Here is a 25,842-nt window from a genome sequence, read left to right as displayed (position 1 = left end):
TGCTAATATCACTCTGTGGATAAGAAGAATAGCGGAGTCGGCGTCTTAGATAAAGCCGTATACATCCTGGCCACGCTGGAATCAGGGCCTCACTCCTTGTCTGAACTCGTAGCCGCCACTGGAATTGCCCGTCCCACAGCTCATAGGCTCGCCGTTGCCTTGGAATTTCATCATCTTGTATCACGCGATCTCAATGGTCGCTTCATTATCGGAGCTCGTTCAGGTGAATTAGCAGCTGCAGCCGGTGAAGATCGCCTGATTGCTGTGGCCGCTCCGGCACTTGCTGCCCTGCGCGATGCCACCGGAGAATCTGCCCAACTTTATCGTCGCCAAGGAGATATTCGAATCTGTGTCGCTGTAGCAGAGCGTTTATCCGGACTTCGCGACTCGGTGCCAATCGGTGCATCGATAACCATGCAGGCAGGATCTGCGGCGCAAATTTTGATGGCCTGGGAAGATTCAGAGAAAATTCATCGCGGGCTAAAAAATGCCAGATACACAGCGGCACATTTAGCTGCAGATCGCAGACGCGGTTGGGCCCAATCTGTAGGCGAACGTGAAGCCGGCGTTGCCTCTGTCTCCGCCCCCGTGCGCGGACCAAACGGAAAAGTTATTGCAGCTGTCTCTATTAGCGGACCCATTGAAAGACTGGGCCGTCAGCCTGGCCGACTACACGCTGCCGCAGTTGTCGCAACAGCGGAACGACTAAGCGAGCATTTGAAATCAGGTAAGTAGTTAGTTATTTAATAAATCAAGTTCTTTAAGCACGCGAGAAATAATGGTGAAGTTAAAGCCTTTACGGGCTAAAAGCGATTGAATGCGGCGAACCTGCACATCAGGTGCTAGCCGTGACATCGTGTTGTATTTCTTGAAGCCAAGTTCAAAAGCTGATTGATATTCAGATTCGTCATCGATGCCATCAAGTGCTTCATCAATCTGCTCTTGGGTAACACCTTTTTGACGAAGCTCCCCCGCAATGATGCGCTTTGAAATCTTCTTATGATCATGGCGCGAGGTGGCCCAGGCAAGGGCGAATTCGCGATCATTCACCAGGCCACTTTCTTGCAGACGAAAGATGACAGCATGCGCCACATCATCTTCTACGCCACGGGTTTTAAGATGAGCGAGCAGCTCACCCTTACTTTTTGCTCGAGTCACAAGTGCGTTGAGCGCAATTGCGTGAGCTACTTCGTAAGGGTCAGAGCCCTCGCCTCTCTCAACCTTTGCAAATTGCAGTGAAATTAGAAGTCAACCTCTGCTGCAGCTTCATCGATTTCAGCAATGAGCGCTGCATCGACTTCTACGGGCACGAAGCTGGCACGAATCTTCGACTCTATCTCGTTGGCTAGATCTGGGTTATTGATAAGGAATGCACGTGAATTCTCTTTACCTTGACCTAGTTGATCTGCCTCGTATGTGTACCAAGCACCAGACTTCTTCACGATTCCGAGCTCTACGCCCATGTCAATGATTGATCCTTCGCGTGAGATTCCCACACCGTAGATGATGTCAAACTCTGCTTGCTTAAATGGTGGCGCCATCTTGTTCTTCACCACTTTAACGCGAGTACGGTTACCGACAGATTCTGTTCCCTCTTTGAGTGTTTCAATACGACGGATATCAAGGCGGACTGAAGCGTAGAACTTAAGCGCCTTTCCACCGGTTGTTGTCTCAGGTGAACCGAAGAAGACGCCAATCTTTTCGCGAAGCTGATTGATAAAGATTGCAGTGGTCTTTGATTGATGCAGTGCGCCAGTAATCTTTCGCAGCGCTTGTGACATCAGGCGTGCCTGCAGACCCATATGGGAATCGCCCATCTCGCCTTCAATTTCAGCGCGTGGTACCAACGCTGCAACCGAGTCGACTACAACAAGATCAAGTGCTCCGGAACGAATGAGCATGTCCATAATTTCTAGTGCTTGCTCGCCAGTATCTGGCTGTGAGACTAGAAGTGCGTCGATATCAACGCCAAGCTTCTTTGCATACTCAGCATCAAATGCGTGCTCGGCATCGATAAATGCGCAGATGCCGCCAGCTTTCTGGGCATTTGCAATCGCGTGCAAGGTAAGAGTTGTCTTACCGGAAGATTCTGGTCCATAAATTTCAACGATACGACCGCGTGGTAGTCCACCAATTCCGAGTGCGATATCCAATGCGATCGAACCAGTTGGTATCACTTCGATTACCTGTGCTTGTCGATCTGACATCTTCATTACTGAGCCTTTACCAAATTGACGTTCGATTTGGGCAAGTGCGGTATCTAACGCCTTTTGACGGTCAGATGATTTGTTATCTTCAGGCTTTGATTTTTCAGCAGCCACTGTCTTCTCCTTATATCTCGAACGTTGGCGAGCGCCACCGTTGGTAGTTGGCCCAGAAGGTACGGAATTCTCTGCTACGGCCCGTGGCGTTATAGAGACGCTGTGGGCGAAGGCTGAGCACCGCTCTGGTTGTGCAGGGAAACTATATCCGAACATCTGTTCGAACCTTATTAGCAGCCACTGACAAGTAGGGTGTGTCGCATGTTGATCCTGCTTCCCCCGTCCGAAAAGAAGCTTGCGACCACTAAACCCACCCCCGCGATCTCGGTCTATACCGGGGTCCTCTATCAAGCGCTGGATTGGCCCACGCTCACCCCCGCTGCCAAGAGGCGGGGGGAATCAGTGATCGCCATTATCTCTGCCAAATACGGGGCTATCGGGCCAAGTGATCGCATTGAGAGCTACAAGGCCAAGATCGATAACAAGTCGATGCGGCCCAGTGTTGGCGCAGCCCTTGATAACCGCGAGCGCCAGTTGATTATCGACTGCCGCTCCTCCACTTATAAGGGCGTGTGGACAGCTCCACCTGAAATCACGGTGGAGGTAAAGGTTTCAACGGTGGTCAATGGTGTGCGCACGGTGGTCACCCATATGTCTAAAAAGACCCGCGGTGAAATCACGCGCTGGCTGCTGCAAGCTCGCGCTACGCCGCAGACCCCGGAGGATCTCTACGCCATAGTCTCTGAGAAATACCCCTGCGCCTTAACACCGGCCGAGGGTCAGCACCCCTGGGTCTTAGAGGTAATCGCCATTTAGGTGCGGCGAACGCTAATACCGGTACTTCTGGGTTTCATTCGGACACTGCTTACAGACCGCCCGCCAAATCTCATCGGCTTCCCGCCCGGCGGCGAGTGCTTCATTTACTGTCATGGATGCAAGTTCACTGATGGCAATATCGTGTGCGAAAGATGGCGCCCAGGATTCACCAAATGAGAGCGTTAAGCGTTCCCGTAGATCTGAAATGCGCATAGCGAAATCTCTTAAAACAATGTGCGATCGACGAGTAGCTCTGCCTGTTCGCGCGATTGCTTGGGTGTAATGGGTTGCATTACTTGGCCAAGCAGCCAGCGCATGGTAACTCCAGTGCCAGCCTCAGATTTAGTTGCACTATAGATGCATTGGGCAAGTGTGAGATAAAGCGGATTTTCGGCATGGGACATGATTGCAATTAGGACCTGCGCATCGTGGGTGCGCATTGCAGCAAGTGCGGAATCTGTCGAGACTTCACGCGACAAAGATTCCAGCGCATCAGCCGGAGTTCCAGCACGCTGGGCCAACTCCACCAGTCGATCTACTTCGGCAGTCAAGAGGGCAAGTAATACTGCGCTCTTATCTCGGTAGTGGTTATATAAAGTGGCTCGAGATACTTCAGAGGCATCTGCAATTTCAATCATTGAAATATTGGAAATACCAGACTGGGAGATGAGTTTCTTTGTGCCTTCCAGGATTGCACTCTCAGTGCGGCGGTGTATCCCGCCTTGCAATAAGTACTTAGGCTGCGTCGACAACGGAGAGCTTTGCACTTTCACGAGATGCAAGTTCGTGAGTCACTCCGGTCATGACCGAAGAGAGAGTCAGGCCGAGCGCTTCGCAGATTGCATTGAGAAGCTCAGAGGACGCTTCTTTCTGTCCACGCTCTACCTCAGAGAGATAACCAAGTGAGACACGAGCTTCGCGCGCGACATCACGAAGGGTGCGAGCTTGAGTTGTGCGAGCGTTACGAAGTGTGTGACCAACTGCTTGGCGTAGAAGAACCATGGCAACGCTCCTTTCGAATCTCATGAGGTACTAAGGACTAAGGATACGCGCAAAGGTACCAATTGCGCTGGATATAGCCCCTTGGCGCACTCCATCGCGCCCACCATCCAGGGTAAGCGTCAGGCTTTGATTGATGGGCCCACGAATTGCGATCCAAACTGTTCCTTCGCGCACCCCTTGATAATCCCCGGGGCCGGCTACGCCCGTTGTTGAAATCGCCCAGGTAGTTGCAAACTTATTCTTTGCACCCTCTGCCATTTCAATCGCAACCTCTTCACTGACAACTTTGTATTGATCAATAATTGATTGACCAACACTGAGTTCGCGCACTTTGACTTCGGTTGTGTAGGAAATTATGCCCCCCAGAAAAACTGCGGAAGCACCTGGAACTTGCGTGAGTGCGAAACCAAGCCCGCCGCCCGTCAGGGATTCGGCAACGGCAAGTGTTTGACCACGGGAAGTCAAGGTTTCAATAATTGATTGCGCAGGCGTCTGTGTTGGCATCTATCCCACCTGCCTCTTGCTCACACTTGTGCGCCAGGCGTTGATGTATTCATAGGCGCTGGTGATTGTTAAAATAATTGCCACTGAGATGAATCCGAACTTAAACCAATCAAGTGAAGCTGGCAGTGGAAGCACGAAGAAGCCCACACCAAAACCCTGGAAGAAGGTCTTTAACTTGCCACCTCTGCTGGCAGGAATTACTCCATCGCGAATAACAAGTAAGCGAAATATTGTGATTCCAATTTCACGAGTGAGGATAAGTATTGTCATCCACCAGGGGAAACGATCAAGAATGGAGAGGGCAATCATCGCCGACCCAATCAGTGCTTTATCGGCTACCGGATCGAGAAAGGTGCCAAGGGCTGTGATGCGGTTAGATTGCCGCGCCCACTTGCCATCAACAATATCTGTGAGTCCCAAGAGAAAGAAAATCATCCAGGCAATTATTTGGTTGCCAGCGTTATCTCCCCCATCAAGAAAGAGAAAGTAAACACCCACTGGAATAAAAAGTATCCGAGTAACGGTGAGCCAGTTCGGTGTGATGAAAGAAGGAATCCTCATTGTGCCTGCGCCACCAAATCTGCCCCCATTGATTCGATAATCACCGCATCGACATACTCACCGATTGCAAATGAAGTACCAATAAATGATGTTGTGCCATCTACTTCTGGCCCTTGATGAGCTGCGCGCCCTTCTTGTAGCTCGGCATCTTCAATAAGAACACGCACATGTTCACCGATACGAGCTTGGGCGCGAGCCGAAACCATTTCATCGGCGAGTGAGGAAAGTGACTCGACTCGCTGGCGAATTACTTCATCAGCGACTTTATCCGAAAGATCTATCGCCTCGGTATTATCCTCATCAGAGTATCCAAATACTCCCACTGCATCTAACTTTGCTTCCGTAATAAATTCTGCTAAATCGTTGTAATCAGCTTCGGTCTCACCGGGAAAGCCGACGATGAAATTCGATCTGATTCCGGCGGCGGGTGATAGTGCGCGGATTTGGGTGATCAAATGTAGAAACTTTTCCGAATCACCAAAACGGCGCATCCGACGTAGCACTGTGGGGCTGGTATGTTGGAAAGAGAGATCAAAATACGGAGCTACCTTTTCGGTCTCAATCATCGCTTGCAGCAGTGATGGTCGCATCTCGGCAGGTTGCAGGTAAGAAAGGCGCACTCGCTCAACTCCAGGGATTTCCGCAAATTCATGAAGGATCTTCTCCATCAACTTGATATCACCGAGGTCCTTGCCATAACTCGTAGTGTTTTCACTGACTAGAAAGAGTTCACTCACTCCATTATTTGCTAGCCATTCGGCTTCTTGCAGAATCTCGGTGGGTCTACGCGAGATAAATGAACCTCTGAAATATGGAATCGCACAGAAGGAGCATCGACGATCGCAGCCTGAGGCAATTTTAAGTGGCGCCCACGGAGCATCTCCTAGCCGTTTGCGAAAGAGGGAACCACCAGCACCGACAGAAGATGCAAAACTTTCATCGCGCGCAGCTGCGCGATCAACAGGTGCGATGGGAAGTAGTGCACGACGATCGCGGGGAACGTGAGGCGTATGTGCATTACCGCTAATAATTGATTGCAAGCGCTCTGAAATATCCTGATAATCATCAAAACCTAGAATTGCATCTGCTTCCGGAAGGGCTTCGGCTAGCTCTTTTCCATAGCGCTCTGCCATGCACCCTACGGCTACAACCACTTTTGTGGTGCCGTGACCTTTGAGCGAGTTCGCTGCATAAAGTGCATCAATAGAGTCTTTCTTCGCTGATTCAATAAAGCCACAGGTATTAACAACTGCCACCTCGGCAGACTCCACATCAGAGACTAGGGTCCAGCCATCGGCTGCTAACCTGCCAGCGAGTTCTTCTGAGTCAACATCGTTGCGGGCGCACCCCATAGTGACAATAGCTACGGTGCGAGACATGAAGGTGATGTTACAGGGTTATCGCAAAGAATTCTTAATTAGCGAAAGGTGCGACGTACTTCTTGATTCTGCCCACCGAGCGGGCCCAATAATTTTCCATTATGTGTCACATCTACACCTGCAGGGTTACTGAGATAAAGACTGACTGAGGTAGAGCCGGTGTAATTCTTGGTTTCACCTTGAAATATTGAACCTTTAATTACGCTTTTGCCGTCAACGACCACATTGATAAATGAATTACCTCGCGTGGCAGCCAATATTAATGACACCGATCCCGTTGAAGTAGGTGGTGAGGTGGAAACAGCAGGCGCCGGAGTAGGTGTGGCCTTCGGTGTCAATGAAACAACCGGCGAAGGTTTTGCTGCAACTTCTGGAGTTGTTATCGAGGATTGATTTGATAATACAATCTGAATAGAACTGGCCACAACCAAGATAGAAACAGAGATGAGTGCCGGTAATTTCCAAGATATCTTTCGAGCCTCACGAGGAATAGTGCCAACATTGTTATCAAGGAGTTGGGCGTGAATACCTCTGTGCTCTAACGAATGTTCAGCGTTATACATTTCGACAAAATAATCTGCCGCTAGACCAAGACGAAGGGCAATATTTTTGAGATGTCCACGCGCATAGGTGTCGCCTCCACAATATGAAAAATCATTGAGCTCCATTTGCGAGATTAGATTAACTCGAATGCTGATTAACGAAGCTAACTGATCTTTAGAAATGCCAGCAGCTTCGCGTTGATCGCGTAATTCGCTGCCTGTGCTCATGAAGGTCTTTCATTAAATATGCTGGTAAGGAGACAATTGTAATAACTTTCTGCCCCAGTTGAGAACAGGTTCAGCCGGTAAAAATATTTCTCACCCGCAAAAACCACACCAAATTTACCTTCTGTTAATAATCGCGCAACGTGGCGAGCACAGACTCAAGCTCATCTTGTTTGACCAAGACGGTTCTGGCCTTGGAGCCTTCAGAGGGTCCTACGATTCCCCGAGATTCCATCAGATCCATCAATCGTCCGGCCTTTGCAAATCCCACTCGCAACTTTCGCTGCAACATAGAAGTTGAACCAAATTGAGTGCTGACTACTAACTCAACAGCTTGAATCAGTATCTCTAAATCATCGCCAATTTCTTTATCAATGCTCTTATTTACTTGCGCTACTTGGGTGACGTCATCGCGATAGCGTGGTGAAAGTTGTTTCTTAATGTGGGTTGTAACTGCTTCAATCTCGCGCTCTGAAACATAAGCCCCTTGAATTCTTATTGCCCTGCTTGCTCCCATTGGGATGAAGAGCGCATCACCTTGGCCAATAAGTTTTTCAGCACCAGGACTGTCGAGAATAACGCGACTGTCAGCTAGTGATGATGTTGCAAAAGATAGACGCGAAGGAACGTTCGCCTTAATCAGCCCTGTGACAACATCCACACTCGGACGCTGGGTAGCTAGCACTAAATGGATACCAGCAGATCTAGCTAACTGAGTAATACGTACTACGGATTCTTCTACTTCGCGCGCGGCAACTATCATGAGGTCAGCTAACTCATCGATGATGACAAGTAGGTATGGGTAGGGCTCAACGATGCGATCAGATCCCGGAGGTGTAACCACTTTCCCGGCACGCACCGCCTTATTGAAATCATCGATATGTCTAAAGCCAAAGGTGGCCAGATCTTCATATCGAAGATCCATCTCACGTACAACCCAGGTGAGTGCGTCCGCTGCCTTCTTTGGATTTGTAATGATGGGCGTAATCAGATGCGGGATTCCTTCATAGGCGGTGAGTTCCACACGTTTTGGATCAATTAAAATCAGGCGCACATCATCAGGTGTAGCACGCATTAAAATCGAGGTAATCATGGCGTTAATCATGGAAGATTTACCTGCACCTGTGGCACCAGCTACTAATAGATGGGGCATTTTCGCCAGATTTGCACAGATAAAATTACCTTCAACATCCTTGCCAAGTGCAACCAGCATCGGGTGGTGATCTTGACCGGCAACGCTAGAGCGCATGACATCACCGAGGGCGACAATTTCACGGTCAGCATTGGGGATTTCAATACCCACCGCAGATTTACCTGGAATAGGGGAAAGAATTCGTACCTCACTGCTTGCAACAGCATAGGAAATATTCTTCGATAAAGCGGTAATTCGCTCGACCTTGACCGCATTTCCCAGCTCAACTTCATAGCGCGTCACTGTCGGCCCACGCATGAAGCCGGTTACCTCGGCATCGATTTCAAATTGTTTAAATACTTCAGTTAATGAGGCAACGACAACTTCATTGGCTTTGCTCTTCGCCTTTGCGGCAGGCCCAAACTTGAGCAGGTCGTGTGAAGGAAGTTCATACTTGGTATCACTTGTGAGCAAGAGTTGCTCAGGACGCCTATCGCTCTTAGGCGCATCTTTAAGTTGTGCCGCTAAAGGCGGGCGGGGAATCTCAACGGTGAATTCTTCGTCGAACTCTTCTTCATCAATCTCGCCTTCCTCCTGATTCCAGGCGACAACAGGTGATTCAAAAGGTGGCGTATCTGCGATTTCAAACTCATCCTTGCTCCGTGATGGCTTTTTTGACCAGAGCCAGAGCGAGATAATTTTAAATTTAATTCCCACCTTTGAAATTGGGGTGGCAGTAATAATGAGAAGCCCAAAAAGAAAGATTGCAATCAGAACTGGGTATGCAAGCAGTGATGTCATCAGCGCAACCAGTGGCTTTGCTACCCAGTAACCAAGTAAGCCTCCACCTTCTCTGATTGCAGTAGCACCAGTTGCATTTACCGCTCCTAGTGATCCGTTAAGCAGGTGTGCCAACCCGGTTGTACTAACTAATAGCGTGAGTGTTCCAATGGTGATTCGACCGGTGACGTGAGCATCATCAGGCTTTCTAAATAACCGCACTGCAAAGTAGAGCAGGACAAGCGGTGCTAAAACACCGATTCGACCAAATGCGCCATAGAAAAATGAGTAGAGATTACGTCCCACATAGTTATCTGCCTGAAACCAGGTTCCAGCAAAGGCTGCCAGTGAAGTTAAAAGAACTAGCAGCGCTGCGCCATCTCGATGATGTTCCGGATCTAAATCTCGGGCGCCGCGAGCAACGAATCGAACTGATGCGCCTAAGGATTTTGCTAGGTAGTGCCAGAGTATGGCTAAGCCGCGACCAATGGAGCCCAGTACTGAGCGTGCGGATGTGCTTTTCTTTTTCTTAGCCACACATTCAATCTTAGGTGGAGAGTTTTTTTAGCGAGCGTAGGCGCGCCGCGCTAGACCTCAATGACTACCGGAACAATCATCGGGCGCCGGCGATGTTTCTGGCCCACCCATCCCCCAATGGTGCGACGCACAACTTGTGACAATTGATGTGTTCCATTGACTCCCTCTGCAACTGCAGCAGCTAGGGCTTTTTCGATCTGTCCTTTAACCTCATCGAAGAGTGCGATGTCCTCATTAAAACCACGTGCATGAATGTCAGGGCCCGCAACAATTTTTCCGGTTTGAGATTCGATCACCACAATGACAGAGATGAATCCTTCTTCGCCCAGAATCCTGCGATCCTTCAGCGAAGATTCGGTGATATCGCCAACGCTGCCACCATCGACATAGACAAAACCGCACGGCACAGCGCCAACAACTTCAGCGTGGTGATCAATGAGGTCGATAACAATGCCGTTTTCAATAATGAATGCGTTCTCGCGCGGAACACCTGATTCAATAGCTAACTCGGCATTAGCTTTCAGGTGACGCCATTCGCCATGCACGGGTAGGGCGTACTTAGGCTTGACGATGTTGTAGCAATAGAGAAGTTCGCCAGCTGCGGCGTGCCCCGACACATGAACCATGGCATTTGCTTTATGAACCACTTTGGCGCCCCATCGAGTGAGTTCATTAATAATCCGAAAGACAGAATTTTCATTACCTGGAATTAGTGAGGATGCCAAGATGACGGTATCCCCTTCTCCCACTCTAATCTGGTGATCACCGTTTGCCATCCGCGAAAGTGCCGCCATCGGTTCACCTTGTGAACCTGTGCAGATGAGAACCACGTTATCGTCGTAGTTCTCTAGCTCTCGGGCATCAAATAAAATCCCTGAAGGAACGGTGAGATAACCCATCTCTTGCGCAATCTTCATATTGCGAATCATTGAGCGACCAATGAAGGCAACTTTTCTATTGTGAAGAGCTGCGGTGTCAATAACTTGCTGAACTCTATGCACGTGTGAACTAAATGAGGCGACAATTACTCGACGCTTTGTTGATGAAATTACCCGATTAAGAGCGGGCATGATTTCACGCTCAGATGGCGTAAAGCCAGGAACGTCAGCATTGGTGGAATCAACCAGGAAGAGATCCACTCCTTCTTCACCTAAGCGGGCGAATGTTCGCAGATCTGTGATGCGACCATCGAGGGGAAGTTGATCCATTTTAAAATCACCGGTGTGCAGAATTGTTCCAGCACGTGTGTGAATCGCTACTGCTAGTGCGTCCGGAATCGAGTGATTAACTGCAATAAACTCTAATTCAAATGGTCCGACATCTTCGCGCAGCCCTTCCCGAACTTCGCGCATCAGTGGTGAAATTCGATGTTCTTTACATTTAGCGGCAATGAGAGCGATAGTCAGCGGCGAGCCATAGACCGGGATATCACCACGTTCGCGCAGTAAGTATGGAACTGCCCCGATATGGTCTTCATGTCCATGGGTTAGAAAAATTCCAACCACATCCGCAAGGCGATCTCTGATGTAGGAGAAATCTGGCAAGATTAAATCAATTCCAGGCTGATTATCTTCCGGGAAGAGAACCCCGCAATCGATGATCAGTAGCTTTCCATTTGTTTCATAGACGGTCATATTGCGACCGATTTCAGAGATTCCACCAAGGGCGACGATGCGAACTCCGCCAGCAACGAGCTTGCTCGGAGTTCCTAGGTTTGGATGCGGGTGTTGAGTCATACAGCCAAATTATTTTTTCAACGTGATTCCACCAGCAATAAGATCTTTACGTAATTGTTCGATCTGTGCTTTGGTGGCATCAACGAGTGGCAGACGAGTAGTTCCTCCTGGGAGTCCCAGGAGAGACATCGCTGCCTTGGTCAAAATTGCACCTTGTGTGCGAAATGTTCCCGTAAAGACTGGAAGGAGCTTCTGGTGAATTTCAAGAGCGCGTGGTGCATCTCCAGCGAACCAGGCATTAAGCATCGCTTTGAGTTCTAAGCCAACGGTATGACCACAGACAGAGACGAAGCCGACAGCTCCAACAGAAAGGAAAGGCAGGTTGAGGATGTCATCACCGGAATAGACCGGAATTGCCGAGCGCTTGATTACCCATGATGTCGCTGCGACATTTCCCTTTGCATCTTTGAGCGCAACAATATTTTCAACAGTTTCAAAGAGTTTCACAATCGTGTCAGATTCGATTTCAACACCGGTCCGGCCTGGGATGTCATACATCATGATGGGTAAATCGGTTGCGGCGGCTACTGCGCGAAAGTGCGCTTCGATTCCAGCTTGTGGAGGTTTGTTGTAATAAGGGGTAACAACCAGGAGCGCATCTGCACCAGCATCTTGGGAACGTTTAGCTTGTTCAACCGTATAAGCAGTCTCATTATCGCCAGCACCTGATAGCACACAGATTTTCTCACCAACGACGCTCTTGACGACTTTGATGATCTCAAGCTTTTCGGATGACTTTGTTGTTGGAGCTTCACCAGTTGTGCCGTTGACTGCGATTCCATCATGTCCGGTATCAACTAGATGTTGCGCCAGCGTTGCAACGCCATCCCAATCGATTGCACCATCACTATTGAATGGGGTCACCATTGCGGTGATTAATCGACCAAAAGGAGGCTGGATACTCATCCGCGCATCTTATCGCTTAAGGCGCAATACGACCAGATTTTTCGAAGGCTCCGTATGTCAAAGGCATCAATTTCGCGAACTCGGCTTCCATTTTTTCGGCGACCATCTCGATTTCTCGCTGCGGATAGCTTGGAAAGTGCGAACCTTCACGTGCGGTACGCAAGGATAAAAAGTTCATCAATGCACGGGCATTCATGGTGACATACATAGATGAGTACGTTGCGACCGGTAAAACTACTCGCGCAACTTCGCGGGCAACGCCCGCCTCTAACATCTTCACATATGACTCATAGGCAATGACATAGGCATCCTTCATCGCTTTGACTGTTATTTCAAATTGTTCTGCTGTTCCATCTTCAAATGTGTAGGCACCAGTCTTACCAACCTGAATAAGTTTGCGCTCTTTAGAAGGGATATAGAAAACTGGCTTGAGTTCACGATAACGCCCTGATTCCTCGTTATAGGAAGCAATGCGATGGCGCATAAATTCACGGAAGACGAAGATGGGCGCTGAAACAAAGAAAGTCATCGAGGTGTGCTCGAAAGGTGATCCATGGCGTTCGCGAGCAAGATAGTTAATCAGCCCAGCAGATCGCGCTGGATCTTCACCTATTTCATCAAGTGACTGCTCACCGGCGGTTGATACTCGAGCGGCCCAAATGACATCAGCATCACTTGCACTTGATTTAACAAGCTCTACCGATACATCGTCTCTATAAATTATGGTCTCAGACATGGTCGCACCTTATCTATCAACCCCCCTCCACTTGCTGCATATCTAGGGCAGAATGTCCGCGTGTCCAGAGTGAACCGCACCACCGCATCCCAAAGCTTGAGCGTCTCCCTGACGGTGGGCCTTTATGGAACTGCATTTGGCGCCGCCAGTATCGCCGCAGGGTTCTCAGTTCTGCAGACTTGTTTACTCTCTCTTCTGACTTTCTCTGGCGCATCTCAATTTGCAGTCGTGGGCGTCATGGGCGCAGGTGGAAGCGCCATTGCAGGAATCGCAACAGCTTCACTTCTTGGTGTGAGAAATATGTTGTACGCACTTCGCATGGCCCCGTTATTGCGTGTCTCTGGTTTCAAAAAAGTCATTGCGGCGCAAGTAACTATTGATGAATCAACCGGCGTTGCCTTAAGTCAGGAGAAGCTAGGCACTGAGGCAATGAAGCAAGGCTTCTGGCTAACCGGTTTTGGCGTCTATATCTTCTGGAACATCTTCACACTATTAGGCGCACTCGGTGCGAAGGCAATGGGAGATCCCTCTGCCTGGGGCCTCGATGCTGCAGTTCCAGCCGCCTTCTTAGGACTTGTGTGGCCAAGGCTGACAAATAAATTAGAACGCGCACTTGCCGTTAGCGCACTTGTAGTGGCAGTCCTTCTTAGTCCGGTACTCAGCGCCGGTCTACCAATTATCTCCACCGTCGTACTTGCCGTGATCTTTGGCTGGAAGGTGCGCAGATGAACGCGCTCTGGATAGGTGTTATCGGTTCCAGCATCGCACTCTTTGCCCTGCGGTATTCAGGTTACTTAATCCCAGAGAAATATCTGACAAACCCGCGAATGTTGCGTATTAACACCCTGATACCAGTTGCGCTCCTGAGCGCCTTGGTCGGAGTTCAAACAGTGACTGAAAAAGGCAGCTGGGTTATTGATCAGCGCCTTGCCGGTGTTGCTGTTGCGCTCATAGCGCTGATGCTCAAGGCGCCTTACTTTGTTGTGGTGATCTCTGCAGCCTTTACTTCCGCGCTTTTATATCGCTTTTAGATAATTCCGAGCGAAGTGAGCTTTGCCTTCAAGTCATTATCTGAAGGCTCTGTCATATGTGTGCCATCTGAAAATACAAGCACCGGAATTGACTGCGCTCCCCCGTTGATTTCACGGACCTTAGCCGCTGCAGATTGATCTACTTCGACATCAATGTGGTTGACCTGAATATCTAGCTCTTCTAAGAGTCGCTTGGAACGACGGCAATCACCGCACCAGTCGGCTCCATACATCGTGATATCTGCAAGTGCCATGAGAGTTCCCTCTTTCTTACATAAAGTTTTCCAGGCCGAAAGTCAGCCCTGGATGTGTCACAACTTTTCGCACTCCAAGGAGTACTCCTGGCATGAAACCTACTCTGTCTATCGAGTCGTGTCGTATTGAAAGTGTTTCACCAATTCCACCGAGTAATACCTCTTGATGTGCAACCAATCCGCGCACGCGAACCGAGTGAACTGGAATATCTCCCACAGTGGCACCGCGTGCTCCAGCTAAAGAAGTACTTGTCGCATCTGGCATTGCAGGTAATCCTGCCTCTTTGCGCGCAGCTGACATGAGTTCGGCTGTGCGGGCGGCGGTGCCTGATGGTGCATCTACCTTGTTAGGGTGATGCAGTTCAATGATTTCAGCAGATTCAAAGTACTCAGCTGCCTTTGTTGCAAACTCCATCATGAGCACTGCGCCAATAGCAAAGTTGGGAGCAATTAATACCCCTGACTTTGAGTTGACCAATGCAGCCTTAATCTTTGCAATGCGTGCATCATCAAAACCAGTTGTGCCCACAACCGCATTGATGTTGTGAGAGATCAAAAATTCGAGGTTGGCCATAACCGAATCAGGTGTTGTGAAATCAACTGCTACCGCAGCGCCACTGGTAAGCAGAGCGTCGAGTGAATCTCCGAGATCAAGTTGCGCAACGAGTTCTAGATCCTTAGCTTCGTTGACAGCCTTAACGACCTCTGAACCCATGCGACCACGCGCACCAATGACTGCAACTTTGATCATCGCTCTAACACCTTTTCAAATTTCGCTTCATTTTTAAATGGACCGACAAGAGCAAGGGTAGGCGTTTTGACCAAGAACTCGCTGGCAATTTCGCCTATGTCTTGAGCGCTCACCCGGTCAATTGAGGTGAGAATGTCATCGAAATCCATCACTTGGCCATACACAATCTCATTCTTGCCGATGCGGCTCATGCGCGAACCGGTATCTTCCTGACTTAATACCAGGGATCCACGTACGGCGCCTTTGGCGCGATCAATTTCTTCTTGGGTCATTCCATTAACTGCAACATCATTTAAGACGCTGCGAATAATTTCGACGACTTCTACCGCCTTGGCTGGGTTACATCCCGCATAAAAACCAATCAGCCCAGAGCCGGCAAATTGTTGCGCATATGAATAGACAGAGTAGGCAAGACCACGTTTTTCGCGAATCTCTTGAAAGAGGCGCGATGACATGCCGCCGCCGAGGGCCGCAGAGAGAACTCCCATCGCAAAGCGACGTTCATCTGCTCGAGCAACAGCTTCCATCCCATAGAACATATGAGCTTGTTCGCTCTTTTTATACATCAGACCAACAGATTGCTGCTTTGAATTCTTAATCGGAATATTGGGGCGAATAACAGGCGCGGCCATGACATCAAGGAAGTTATCGCGCGACAGGGCTTGTTCAACCATGGCGACCACGCGCTTATGCTTGATATTGCCAGCCACAGCAACAACCAGATCTTGCGGTAAGTACTTCTTCTTGTAGTAATTAAATACAGTGCTGCGAGACATCGCATTGATTGAATCAATCGTTCCTAGAATTGGGCGCCCGATGGGGGTATCGCCATAGTAAGTATCACTAAAGAGATCGTGCACAAGATCACTGGGATCATCATCGCGCATAGCAATTTCTTCAAGCACTACTTTGCGCTCGGCATCAACATCTAGGGCTGAGACAACAGATGAAGTGATGAGATCGCTGACCACATCGATTGCCATTGGCAAATCAGTATCGATTACACGGGCGTAGAAGCAGGTGTATTCCTTAGATGTAAAGGCATTCATCTCACCGCCGACTGATTCAATGGATGAAGAAATTTCTAACGCGGTTCTACTTGTTGTTCCTTTGAAGAGCAGATGTTCCAGAAAATGAGAAGCACCAGCCGTAGCCGGTGCTTCATCACGAGAACCTACATTGACCCAAATTCCCACAGCAGCGCTGCGTACTGACGGAACTTCTTCCGTAACAATACGCAGGCCACTTGCGTGAACTGAGCGTTTAACTGACATCTACTTATTCAGCAGCTGGAGTCGATCCATCTTCGAGAACCGAAACCAAAGAGAGCTTGCCCTTTGGATCAATCTCGCCGATTTCAACCTGAATCTTGTCGCCAACCTTCATGACCTCTTCTAGGTTTTCAATGCGCTTTCCACCATGCATCTTGCGAATCTGAGATACGTGGAGCAGGCCATCTTTACCTGGCATCAATGAGATGAATGCACCGAATGTTGCAAGCTTCACAACAGTTCCGAGGTATCGCTCTCCCACTTCTGGCATTTGCGGATTAGCAATCGCGTTAATCTGCGCGCGAGCTGCTTCCGCTGATGGCCCATCGGTGGCACCGATGTAGATAGTTCCATCATCTTCAATGGAGATATCTGCGCCAGTCTCATCTTGAATCTGGTTAATAATCTTGCCCTTAGGCCCGATTACTGCACCGATCTGATCTACTGGAATCTTTACCGAGATGATGCGAGGAGCGTATTGGCTCATCTCATCCGGGGTATCGATTGCTTCATTCATGACATCAAGAATTGCTAAACGCGCTTCCTTTGCCTGATGAAGTGCTCCAGCGAGAACTGAAGCTGGAATTCCATCGAGCTTGGTATCAAGTTGAAGGGCGGTAATAAAGTCCTTCGTTCCGGCAACCTTGAAGTCCATATCTCCGAATGCATCTTCGGCACCGAGAATATCTGTGAGGGCAACGTATTCAATCTTGCCATCAACATCATCTGAGATAAGACCCATTGCAATACCGGCAACTGGAGCCTTTAGTGGCACACCAGCTTGGAGCATTGACAGTGTTGATGCACAAACTGATCCCATTGATGTGGATCCATTTGAACCAAGTGCTTCTGAGACCTGACGGATTGCGTAAGGGAACTCTTCGCGAGTTGGAAGTACTGGAATAAGTGCGCGCTCTGCAAGTGCTCCGTGGCCGATTTCGCGACGCTTTGGAGTTCCTACACGACCGGTCTCACCAGTTGAATATGGTGGGAAGTTGTAGTTGTGCATATAACGCTTTGATGTCTCAGGGCTCATTGTGTCGAGCTGCTGTTCCATCTTGAGCATATTAAGAGTTGTCACTCCAAGAATCTGAGTCTCTCCACGTTCGAAGATTGCAGATCCGTGAACGCGAGGAATAACTTCAACTTCTGCAGACAAGGCACGAATATCACGAAGACCGCGACCATCGATACGGATCTTGTCACGCAATACGCGCTGACGAACAAGCTTCTTTGTCAGTGAGCGAAACGCTGCTGGAACTTCCTTCTCGCGACCTTCAAAGGCAGCCGAGACAGATTCCTTAGTTGAGGCAGAGATTTCATCAATCTTTGTTTCGCGCTCTTGCTTACCTGCGATTGTCATCGCCTTTGCAAGATCATCTTTTGCAGCCTTTTCAACTGCGGCAAAGACATCATCTTGGTAATCCAAGAAGACTGGGAAATCTGCAGTTGGCTTTGCAGCTACTGCTGCCAGCTTTGACTGCGCTTCACAGAGCATGCGAATAAATGGCTTAGCTGCATCGAGTCCTTGCGAAACAATTTCTTCCGTAGGTGCTGCTGCGCCATCGGCGATGAGACCAATTGTGCGTGATGTCGCTTCTGCTTCCACCATCATGATTGCTACATCGTCAGCTGTTACGCGACCTGCAACGACCATATCGAAAACAGCGTTCTCGACCTGTGAGTGATTTGGGAATGCAACCCACTGGCCTTCGATAAGTGCAACACGCACTCCACCGATAGGACCTGAAAATGGTAGACCTGCAAGTTGGGTTGACATTGATGCTGCGTTAATAGCAATCACGTCATACATGTGATCAGGGTCGAGTGCCATTACTGTCACAACGATTTGTACTTCGTTACGAAGTCCCTTGATAAATGATGGACGCAAAGGGCGATCAATCAGACGGCAGGTAAGAATTGCCTCTTCTGATGGTCGGCCTTCACGACGGAAGAATGATCCTGGGATCTTTCCAATTGCATACATCTTCTCTTCTACATCAACTGTAAGTGGGAAGAAATCGAATTGATCTTTAGGTGTCTTTGAAGCTGTTGTTGCTGAGAAAATCATCGTCTGATCATCTAGATAAACAGCTGCAGCTCCTGCTGCTTGCTTTGCGAGGCGTCCGGTTTCGAACTTGATCTCGCGCTTTCCATACTTTCCATTATCGATAACGGCTACTGCTGTCTTTACGTCTTGACCCTCCATGGGTCCTCCTTTGATTCGTTTGTTGCATATTCCAAGGTGCATGAGCACAGCTTGGAAGCGGTAACTACTCGCAAGGCGAAACAAATGAATCTTCGATCGAAGTTCACAGATGCAAACATCTGGAAACCACTACCGAGGACCATTAGTCCCCCGGCGGGTAGTTCTTACTTAATTAGCGACGGATTCCGAGTTTCTCGAGAATTCCGCGGTAACGATTGATATCTGTCTTTGCGAGGTACTGCAAGATTCGACGACGCTGACCTACGAGCAACAACAGACCACGACGGTTGTGGTGATCATGTGGGTTGGTCTTAAGGTGAGTCGTAATGTCATCGATGCGACGTGACAATAAAGCGATCTGAGCTTCAGGGCTTCCTGTATCAGTAGCTGATGAGCCGTACTTCGCAATGATTTCTTTCTTTACTTCTGGTGTTAATGCCATTGTGCTGTATTCCTTTTCATGTTAAGTACATCAGTACTGTTCAAGAGGCTTCCCGGTTTGAATCACGGGAAATCACTTTCTCGTTGGACAGGACAAAGTTTACCTGTGGGGTGTAGATAAGTGAAATTGAGGCTGAATTGCCCTTATTTCTCGGTTAATTCGCGCGCTTTATCGCAGTCTTTCTTCATCTGGACTAATAGCTCTTCCAAGCTATCGAATTTCAGAGTGGGCCGCAGATACCAACCAAATTCAATAGATGCATTCTTGTCATAGAGCTCTAGCCCCTCTTGATCAAGTGCGTAAGCCTCTACTTGCCTTCCGCGCTCTCCTTCAAATGTTGGATTGGTACCAATCGAAATTGCTGCTGGCCAGAAATTAATTCCCACGGTCAACCACCCGGCATAGACGCCATCGGCAGGAATAGTTTGTCCATCAATGTTTCCTAAATTAGCTGTGGGATAACCAATTTCCCGCCCGCGCTTTTCCCCATGAACCACCACACCATCTAGTCGGTGTGGACGCGATAGCAACGCACGCGCTTCCTCAACTTTTCCGGCAATCACAAGTGCGCGAATACGGGAAGAAGAGATTACTTCAGTATCTGCTTTTAGCTCCTGCACATCCACTGTGAAATTATGTGTGCGGCCCTCGGCAATCAGTGATTCAACATTCCCAGCAGCCTTGTGACCATAAGTGAAGTTCTTGCCCACCACCACGGTGCTGGCATGAAGTTGGCCCACCAAGACATTGGCTACAAAATCTTCGGGCGACATTGCGGCAAACTTCTCATTGAACTTCATGACTGCAACTTGATCAGCGTTGTGAATCTTTAAGAGTTCAACCCGATCAGCCAGGGTTGTCAGAGCAGTGGGCACCTTCGTGGGGGCATAAACAGTTGTTGGATGTGGATCAAAGGTCAGGGCAACGATTGACCGCCCAGCTGCAATCTCTTTTGCACGATTAAGCAGTTGTTGATGTCCTTTATGTACCCCGTCAAATACCCCTATGAGTACAACGTTAGTCTCGGACATGCACCAATCTTGCCTTACCTAGTTCGCGGCCGCAAAGACAGATATCGGTTTTGCGCGCTCTCCATCGTCTTTGAGCAGGGCAATTAATCGATTATCTGGTGACATCGCAGCAGTGATGGAAGTATGCCCATTCTCAGAGAGAGATCTACCAAAAGATAACTCTTTGACTTCTTCCAGAGTGAGCTCGCGCACAGAAAAAGTTGTCCGAGCCACATCTGCCAGGTTTAAGGGTGTGAATTTCACATTTTTAAGATCTTCAAATGAGACCGCATCGCTTTCAGTAAAGCCAGCAACTCGGGTGCGACGAAGTGCGCTGAGGTGTCCCCCAACTTTTAACGCCTCCCCTAGGTCACGAGCAATGGCTCGTATAAATGTTCCGGCAGAGCAGGTCACGTCAATATCTACTTCTATTGTTGAATCCAGATGGCGTATCGCCAAGATATCGAGTTGAGTGATGGTTACGTTGCGAGCCGCAAGTTCGAATGTCTCACCTGCGCGAACGCGATTATAGGCACGTTCTCCGCCAACTTTTACGGCCGAGACGGAGGATGGACGCTGGGCAATGGTGCCAATCATCCCCTTCAGAATCTTTTCAATGTCCGCATCATTTACTTTTGAGGCATCAGTGCTGGTAAGTACTTCGCCCTCTTTGTCATCAGTGATTGTTGAGCTTCCAAGTACAATTGTTGCTATGTAAGACTTATCGCCATTGGTGATGTATTGCAAAAGACGTGTGCCATTTCCGAAACCTAGGACCAATACTCCGGTAGCCATCGGATCAAGTGTTCCGGCATGGCCTACTTTGCGTGTGCCCAGTGCTTTACGGCCCACTGCTACAACATCGTGACTGGTCATTCCCCCAGCTTTATCTACAACTAGGAATCCATCTGTCATTAGTTATCAAATTTGTTTTCTACGACGCGTGGGACTTTATAAGCATCTTCCACCACTGGCTTTGCATTCTCGCGTGCCTTCGCAACTTCAGCATCTAGTTGATGCACTCGCTCGAGTAGTGAATCCAGGGCTTTTGCAGATTCCGGAAGTCCATCAAGAATGAATTCAAGTGATGGCGTAATTCGAGTACCTAAATCTTTTCCGACAGCGCTACGGATAACACCTTTTGCAGATTCCAGGGCGGCCGCGGTTGCAGCGCGCTCATCATCTCCACCAAGGACGGTATAGAAGATTGAGGCGTTCTGTAGATCTCCGGTCACACGCGCATCGGTAACAGTGACAAAGCCAAGACGCGGATCTTTAATCTTTGTCTCAAGTAGCTGTGCCACTACTACCTTGATGCGGTCTGCAACCTTGTGGCTGCGGTGTGAATTTCCCATTTGTTCTCTTTTCGAAGCGTTAGGCGCGCTTCTTCTCACGCATCTCAAAGACTTGAATGATGTCTCCCACGGCAAGATCAGCACCCTTGCCTACGCCGATACCGCACTCAAAGCCCTCACGAACTTCAGTGGCATCATCTTTAAATCGCTTGAGAGATTCAATAGTGACCTCTTCGGCAATAACTGCTCCACCACGCAGGACGCGTGCCTTTGCATTTCGGCGAATGATTCCATCGCTGACGACAGAACCGGCAATAGTTCCAACCTTTGAAGATTTAAAGAGATCGCGTACTTCTGCGCTGCCGAGTATGACCTCTTCAAACTCTGGCTTAAGGAGTCCCTTAAGTGAAAGTTCAATCTCTTCGATTGCGTTATAAATAACTGAGTAGAAGCGGACTTCGACGCCTTCTTGATCAGCATAGATAGCAGTCTGTGGCTCTGGCTTAACGTTAAAGCCGATAACAACAGCAGTTGAGGCAGATGCAAGCGTGATATCACTCTTGGTGATTGCGCCAACACCGCGGTGAATAACTCGTAGATCTACTTCAGCACCGACATCGAGTTGCATCAGTGCATCTTCGAGTGCTTCCACCGAACCAGAAACGTCACCCTTGAGGATGAGGTTAAGAGTTGAAATCTTGGATTGCTCCATGAAGTCTTCCAGCGATACCTTCTTACGCGCCTTCGCCAATTGCGCGTTGCGCTCTGCAGCTTGACGCTTTTCAGCAATCTGACGAGATGTGCGGTCATCTTCTGCAACCAGGAAGGTATCTCCAGCATTAGGAACGGATGTGAATCCGAGAACCTGCACTGGACGTGATGGCCCTGCCTCTTCGACCGTATTTCCATCTTCATCGTGCATTGCGCGTACGCGACCAAAAGATCCTCCGGCAACGATTGCATCTCCGACTTTGAGTGTTCCACGCTGGACTAGAACTGTGGCAACTGGTCCACGACCACGGTCGAGGTGCGCTTCAATGGCAACACCGCGAGCAACATCGAGTGCAACAGCACGTAGATCAATAGCAGCATCGGCTGTCAGCAAGATTGAATCAATCAGTTCATTGACTCCGACACCTGATTTAGCAGAGACGTTTACGAAGATTGTATCTCCGCCGTACTCCTCGGCAATCAAGTTGTATTCGGTAAGTTGCTGGCGGACCTTATCTGGGTTCGCACCTTCCTTATCAATCTTGTTCACTGCAACCACGATCGGCACATCAGCTGCCTGTGCGTGGTTAAGTGCTTCGATTGTCTGAGGCATGATGCCGTCATCTGCTGCAACTACGAGCACTGCAATATCGGTGACTTTGGCACCACGTGCACGCATAGCGGTAAAGGCTTCGTGACCTGGCGTATCGATAAATGTAATAGCGCGATTGACGCCATCGTGATCATGGTGAATTTGGTAGGCACCGATGTGCTGTGTGATGCCGCCGGCTTCACCCTTAATTACTTCAGTCTTACGAACTGCATCAAGGAGTGAAGTCTTACCGTGGTCCACGTGTCCCATTACGGTAACAACTGGTGGGCGGGCAGTGAGATTTTCCTCGTCGTAGTCGCTCATTTCGGCAGCGAGATCGATATCAAATCCCTGCAAGAGTTCACGATCTTCTTCCTCAGGCGAAACAACTTCGATGACATATCCAAGCTGTGCACCCAGAATTTCAAATGTATCAGCATCAACAGATTGAGTTGCAGTCACCATTTCACCAAGGTGGAATAGGGCTGAGACCAACGCTGCTGGATCTGCATTGATCTTCTCTGCAAAATCGGCAAGTGATGAGCCACGGCGCATGCGAATCTTTGTCTTTCCATCACCGTGAGGAACAACTGCTCCACCTAATTGTGGAGCTTGCATATTGTCGAATTCTTCGCGCAGCGCCTTACGTGACTTCTGCTTACGCTTGGAAGATTTACTCGCATTCTTTCCAAATGCACCTGCAGTTCCGCCACGACCTGGACCGCGATTAGGAGCACCGCCGCCTGGGCGTTGTGGACCACCAGGTGCGCCACCTGCTGGAGCATTCCCTTGCGAACGATACGGACCTGATGACGTTGGTGCGCCACCCGTACGTGGTGGATAGTTTCCAGTTCCAGTTCCAGCGCCTGCACCTGGCGGACGTGCACCACCAGGTCGTGCTGCAAAACCTGGACGAACAGAACCGGGACGAGCACCTGCCATACCGGGACGTGGTGCACCAGTTGAACCTGCCGGTCTTTGAGGTGGGCGAGGAACACTGCCACCTGTTGAAAATGGATTATTACCAGGACGTGGTGGTCGTGGAACTGCCGTCCCTGATGAAAATGGATTATTTCCTGGACGTGGTGCACCAGGTGTAGCAGGAGTAGTCGGTGCCACAGGTGCGTGAGTTTCTGCAGCTGCAGCACTCTTTGCCTCTTCGTGGGCAGTTGCGGCAGCATCACGCGATGCCTTCAGCGCTGCAAGATCCACACCAAGTTCAGCAGCTAACTCTGCTGCAAGTTCTGGATTTACTTCAGCGGTTTTCTTAGATGCGGCAGTCTTCTTTGCCGCAGCCTTCTTAACAGGCTTCGCATCGGAAGCCGGTTTAGCATCTGGGTATAGCGCAACTAACTTGCGCACCACCGGTGCTTCAACTGTTGATGATGCTGATCGAACGAATTCGCCCATTTCTTGGAGCTTTGCAAGAACTTCCTTGCTCTCCATACCGAGCTGCTTTGCTAACTCGTGTACGCGGACCTTTGACACATTTCTCCTGTCTTGGCCCGCATTAAAATTTGTGGGATGCGAGCCCTAGTTGTTCGACCTCATGATGTAAACGAGCTCATTTGAGTTTCATATCTTTCGCATCCATTTCAGTAATTGCACTCACGCGTATGCGCTTGTGCGATAGGTCAGAGTCTAGCGAATGAGGTGAGAAATCCCTATTTCACGCGGGAGTATCGGGGTGAATATCTATTCGCCAGCCGGTAAGTCGCGCGGCAAGACGGGCATTTTGTCCATCTTTTCCGATGGCCAGCGATAGTTGGTAATCCGGCACAATGACTTTTGCGGAACGAATTGATTCATCAACGATAGTCACACTCGTTACTTTGGCCGGAGCCAGTGCATGAGCGACAAACTTGACTGGATCTTCATCCCAATCGACGATATCAATCTTCTCGCCATGTAGCTCATTCATCACAGCCTGTGCTCGAGAACCCATCGGACCGATCAGTGAACCTTTCGCTGAAACTCCGGCACGATGAGAACGCACTGCAATCTTTGTGCGATGTCCTGCCTCTCGTGCCACCGCCATTATTTCAACGATGCGATCTTGTATTTCTGGAACTTCTAGTGCAAATAATTGCTTGACCAGCGCTGGGTGGCTCCTAGATAACATTATCTCTGGACCTTTGAGTCCTTGCTTTACTTCAACTACAAAACATTTGATGCGATCGCCATGGTTAAAGACTTCCCCAGGAACCTGCTCTTGTGGCGGAATACGACCTTCTGTTCGACCCAGGTTTACGTTGATCATCTTTGGATCGCGCCCCTGTTGCACGATCCCGGAAATAACATCACCCACAGATGCGGTGAACTCTCCCACGATTTCAGCATCATTAGTTGCACGCATCTGAAGTTTAATTACTTGGCGAGCAGTAGATGTTGCGGTGCGACTAAAGCCCTCTACCTCGAGCACCTTCTCTGCAACTCGCTCCCCTAGTTCATTAAATTCGGGAACAAATATCGCAATATCTCCGGTTTTGCGATCAAGTTGCACTCGTGCGTAACGGTTTGGCTCTAGCGTCTCGGCATACGCGGTGAGAACTCCTGCTTCGATTGCCTGAATCAATTGCTCTAGTGGCATCGCCTTGGCATCGGTCAGTTGCTTAAGCGCCTCAATATCAACGCCCATTACTTATCACTATCTTTCCGGTTAAATTCAATTTCAACTGTTGCGCGCTTAATATCAGCTAGCGCTATTACTAATTCCTTTATTTCCTTCTTCTCGGTCACCGAAAGCGTGAGCTCAGATTCAGTATTGCCAGAGATTCGGCCAGTAACGACCTCACCATCATGGCGCATGACTTTCAGCAGGCGATCTACGTTCTTGGCAAAGTGACGTGGTTTAGTTAGCGGGCGATCAACGCCAGGAGAAGTGACCTCCAACGTAAAGGGTGCTTCTCCCATAAAGGTGGCTTCATCGAGAAGTTCTGAGATGGCGCGTGAGACTGCAGTGACTTGATCCATATTTAAGGAACTTTGGCCATCAACGATGCAGGTAACTATGCGGTGTTTGCCGGGTGATACAAGTAGGACTTCTTCAAGGAAGAATCCTTGAGCTTCAACTGCAGGTGTAACTAGTTTAACTATTTGATCTGTGATTGCCATTTCTAGCCCTTCATATTTAATTGTTCTTAAGTTGTAAGAGAGATT

28 protein-coding genes are annotated in these 25,842 nt (G+C 49.2%); 4 read left to right on the top strand and 24 right to left on the bottom strand.

All coding sequences use genetic code 11. The features are described 5' to 3' along the window. Positions 1-15 precede the first annotated feature (15 nt). Positions 16-735 carry an IclR family transcriptional regulator gene (locus AC9UEP_RS00215; protein ID WP_509542924.1) on the top strand — a complete coding sequence of 240 codons (720 nt, stop codon included), beginning with the start codon at positions 16-18 and terminating at the stop codon, positions 733-735. On the opposite strand, the gene AC9UEP_RS00210 is transcribed toward AC9UEP_RS00215, so the two are convergent. Both AC9UEP_RS00210 and recA read right to left on the bottom strand, forming a co-directional pair. Next, positions 736-1,176: a regulatory protein RecX gene (locus AC9UEP_RS00210; RefSeq protein ID WP_509543075.1), complete on the bottom strand. Its 441-nt coding sequence runs from the start codon at positions 1,174-1,176 to the stop codon at positions 736-738. Between the two features lie 65 nt (positions 1,177-1,241). Further along, a complete protein-coding gene (gene recA, locus AC9UEP_RS00205; protein ID WP_095674972.1) occupies positions 1,242-2,321 on the bottom strand; it encodes a recombinase RecA in 1,080 nt (359 codons plus the stop codon). Positions 2,322-2,522: 201 nt separating this feature from the next. Here recA and yaaA point away from each other — a divergent pair, with 201 nt between their 5' ends. Next, positions 2,523-3,077, top strand: a complete 555-nt coding sequence (yaaA, locus tag AC9UEP_RS00200; protein ID WP_509542922.1) for a peroxide stress protein YaaA — start codon at positions 2,523-2,525, stop codon at positions 3,075-3,077. 12 nt (positions 3,078-3,089) lie between these two features. On the opposite strand, the gene AC9UEP_RS00195 is transcribed toward yaaA, so the two are convergent. From AC9UEP_RS00195 to thyX, 11 genes are all read right to left on the bottom strand, one after another. Further along, a complete protein-coding gene (locus tag AC9UEP_RS00195) occupies positions 3,090-3,290 on the bottom strand; it encodes a DUF3046 domain-containing protein (protein WP_095674974.1) in 201 nt (66 codons plus the stop codon). An 11-nt stretch (positions 3,291-3,301) separates the two neighbouring features. Continuing rightward, positions 3,302-3,829 (bottom strand): TetR/AcrR family transcriptional regulator, encoded by a 528-nt coding sequence (locus tag AC9UEP_RS00190; protein WP_509542920.1) that lies wholly within the window; start codon positions 3,827-3,829, stop codon positions 3,302-3,304. Next, positions 3,813-4,079 (bottom strand): helix-turn-helix domain-containing protein, encoded by a 267-nt coding sequence (locus AC9UEP_RS00185; protein ID WP_509542919.1) that lies wholly within the window; start codon positions 4,077-4,079, stop codon positions 3,813-3,815. Before AC9UEP_RS00185 ends, AC9UEP_RS00190 begins: the two co-directional genes overlap by 17 nt. 30 nt (positions 4,080-4,109) lie before the next feature. After that, positions 4,110-4,583 (bottom strand): CinA family protein, encoded by a 474-nt coding sequence (locus tag AC9UEP_RS00180; protein ID WP_509542917.1) that lies wholly within the window; start codon positions 4,581-4,583, stop codon positions 4,110-4,112. Continuing rightward, entirely contained in the window at positions 4,584-5,144 is a 561-nt protein-coding gene (pgsA, locus tag AC9UEP_RS00175) for a CDP-diacylglycerol--glycerol-3-phosphate 3-phosphatidyltransferase (RefSeq protein ID WP_509542915.1), read from the bottom strand. Continuing rightward, positions 5,141-6,523, bottom strand: coding sequence for a 30S ribosomal protein S12 methylthiotransferase RimO (gene rimO, locus AC9UEP_RS00170; protein ID WP_509542913.1), 1,383 nt, complete (start codon positions 6,521-6,523; stop codon positions 5,141-5,143). The genes pgsA and rimO overlap by 4 nt, the downstream gene beginning before the upstream one ends. Positions 6,524-6,561: 38 nt before the next feature. Continuing rightward, entirely contained in the window at positions 6,562-7,293 is a 732-nt protein-coding gene (locus tag AC9UEP_RS00165; RefSeq protein WP_509542911.1) for a helix-turn-helix domain-containing protein, read from the bottom strand. Between the two features lie 124 nt (positions 7,294-7,417). Then, entirely contained in the window at positions 7,418-9,739 is a 2,322-nt protein-coding gene (locus AC9UEP_RS00160) for an FtsK/SpoIIIE family DNA translocase (RefSeq protein ID WP_509542910.1), read from the bottom strand. A gap of 50 nt (positions 9,740-9,789) precedes the next feature. Beyond that, a complete protein-coding gene (locus tag AC9UEP_RS00155; protein WP_509542908.1) occupies positions 9,790-11,475 on the bottom strand; it encodes a ribonuclease J in 1,686 nt (561 codons plus the stop codon). Between the two features lie 9 nt (positions 11,476-11,484). Beyond that, the gene (gene dapA / locus AC9UEP_RS00150) at positions 11,485-12,381 is read right to left on the bottom strand and encodes a 4-hydroxy-tetrahydrodipicolinate synthase (RefSeq protein ID WP_509542907.1); all 897 of its coding nucleotides are present in this window, start codon (positions 12,379-12,381) and stop codon (positions 11,485-11,487) included. A gap of 16 nt (positions 12,382-12,397) precedes the next feature. Further along, a complete protein-coding gene (gene thyX / locus AC9UEP_RS00145; protein ID WP_509542905.1) occupies positions 12,398-13,117 on the bottom strand; it encodes an FAD-dependent thymidylate synthase in 720 nt (239 codons plus the stop codon). 60 nt (positions 13,118-13,177) lie between these two features. Between thyX and AC9UEP_RS00140 the strand changes: the two genes are divergently transcribed. Together AC9UEP_RS00140 and AC9UEP_RS00135 are read left to right on the top strand one after the other, a co-directional pair. Then, entirely contained in the window at positions 13,178-13,846 is a 669-nt protein-coding gene (locus AC9UEP_RS00140; protein ID WP_509542903.1) for an AzlC family ABC transporter permease, read from the top strand. After that, a complete protein-coding gene (locus AC9UEP_RS00135; protein ID WP_509542901.1) occupies positions 13,843-14,148 on the top strand; it encodes an AzlD domain-containing protein in 306 nt (101 codons plus the stop codon). Before AC9UEP_RS00140 ends, AC9UEP_RS00135 begins: the two co-directional genes overlap by 4 nt. Here AC9UEP_RS00135 and AC9UEP_RS00130 read toward each other — a convergent pair. The 11 genes from AC9UEP_RS00130 to rimP form a co-directional block, all read right to left on the bottom strand. Next, entirely contained in the window at positions 14,145-14,402 is a 258-nt protein-coding gene (locus AC9UEP_RS00130; RefSeq protein WP_509542899.1) for a glutaredoxin domain-containing protein, read from the bottom strand. The two genes, AC9UEP_RS00135 and AC9UEP_RS00130, sit on opposite strands and share 4 nt — an antisense overlap. Before the next feature lie 16 nt (positions 14,403-14,418). Beyond that, a complete protein-coding gene (gene dapB / locus AC9UEP_RS00125; protein WP_509542898.1) occupies positions 14,419-15,153 on the bottom strand; it encodes a 4-hydroxy-tetrahydrodipicolinate reductase in 735 nt (244 codons plus the stop codon). Then, positions 15,150-16,427, bottom strand: coding sequence for a M16 family metallopeptidase (locus AC9UEP_RS00120; protein ID WP_509542896.1), 1,278 nt, complete (start codon positions 16,425-16,427; stop codon positions 15,150-15,152). The genes dapB and AC9UEP_RS00120 overlap by 4 nt, the downstream gene beginning before the upstream one ends. A gap of 4 nt (positions 16,428-16,431) precedes the next feature. Continuing rightward, positions 16,432-18,633 (bottom strand): polyribonucleotide nucleotidyltransferase, encoded by a 2,202-nt coding sequence (locus AC9UEP_RS00115; protein WP_509542895.1) that lies wholly within the window; start codon positions 18,631-18,633, stop codon positions 16,432-16,434. A gap of 172 nt (positions 18,634-18,805) precedes the next feature. Then, entirely contained in the window at positions 18,806-19,075 is a 270-nt protein-coding gene (gene rpsO, locus AC9UEP_RS00110; protein ID WP_095674990.1) for a 30S ribosomal protein S15, read from the bottom strand. Positions 19,076-19,218: 143 nt separating this feature from the next. Continuing rightward, on the bottom strand, positions 19,219-20,106 hold the full coding sequence (locus AC9UEP_RS00105) for a bifunctional riboflavin kinase/FAD synthetase (RefSeq protein WP_509542893.1): 888 nt from the start codon (positions 20,104-20,106) through the stop codon (positions 19,219-19,221). Between the two features lie 18 nt (positions 20,107-20,124). Continuing rightward, positions 20,125-21,000 (bottom strand): tRNA pseudouridine(55) synthase TruB, encoded by an 876-nt coding sequence (gene truB, locus AC9UEP_RS00100; protein WP_509542891.1) that lies wholly within the window; start codon positions 20,998-21,000, stop codon positions 20,125-20,127. Then, on the bottom strand, positions 21,000-21,440 hold the full coding sequence (rbfA, locus tag AC9UEP_RS00095; RefSeq protein ID WP_509542890.1) for a 30S ribosome-binding factor RbfA: 441 nt from the start codon (positions 21,438-21,440) through the stop codon (positions 21,000-21,002). Before rbfA ends, truB begins: the two co-directional genes overlap by 1 nt. Before the next feature lie 19 nt (positions 21,441-21,459). Further along, a complete protein-coding gene (infB, locus tag AC9UEP_RS00090; RefSeq protein ID WP_509542888.1) occupies positions 21,460-24,171 on the bottom strand; it encodes a translation initiation factor IF-2 in 2,712 nt (903 codons plus the stop codon). 181 nt (positions 24,172-24,352) lie between these two features. Beyond that, the gene (gene nusA / locus AC9UEP_RS00085) at positions 24,353-25,321 is read right to left on the bottom strand and encodes a transcription termination factor NusA (protein ID WP_509542887.1); all 969 of its coding nucleotides are present in this window, start codon (positions 25,319-25,321) and stop codon (positions 24,353-24,355) included. After that, the gene (gene rimP, locus AC9UEP_RS00080) at positions 25,321-25,797 is read right to left on the bottom strand and encodes a ribosome maturation factor RimP (protein WP_509542886.1); all 477 of its coding nucleotides are present in this window, start codon (positions 25,795-25,797) and stop codon (positions 25,321-25,323) included. The genes nusA and rimP overlap by 1 nt, the downstream gene beginning before the upstream one ends. Positions 25,798-25,842: the final 45 nt, after the last annotated feature.

It is taken from the genome of Candidatus Planktophila sp. (genome assembly GCF_040402315.1).
GTDB lineage: Bacteria > Actinomycetota > Actinomycetes > Nanopelagicales > Nanopelagicaceae > Planktophila.
Note: the sequence above shows the minus strand (reverse complement) of the source record. Positions and strands in the feature narration are given on the sequence as shown.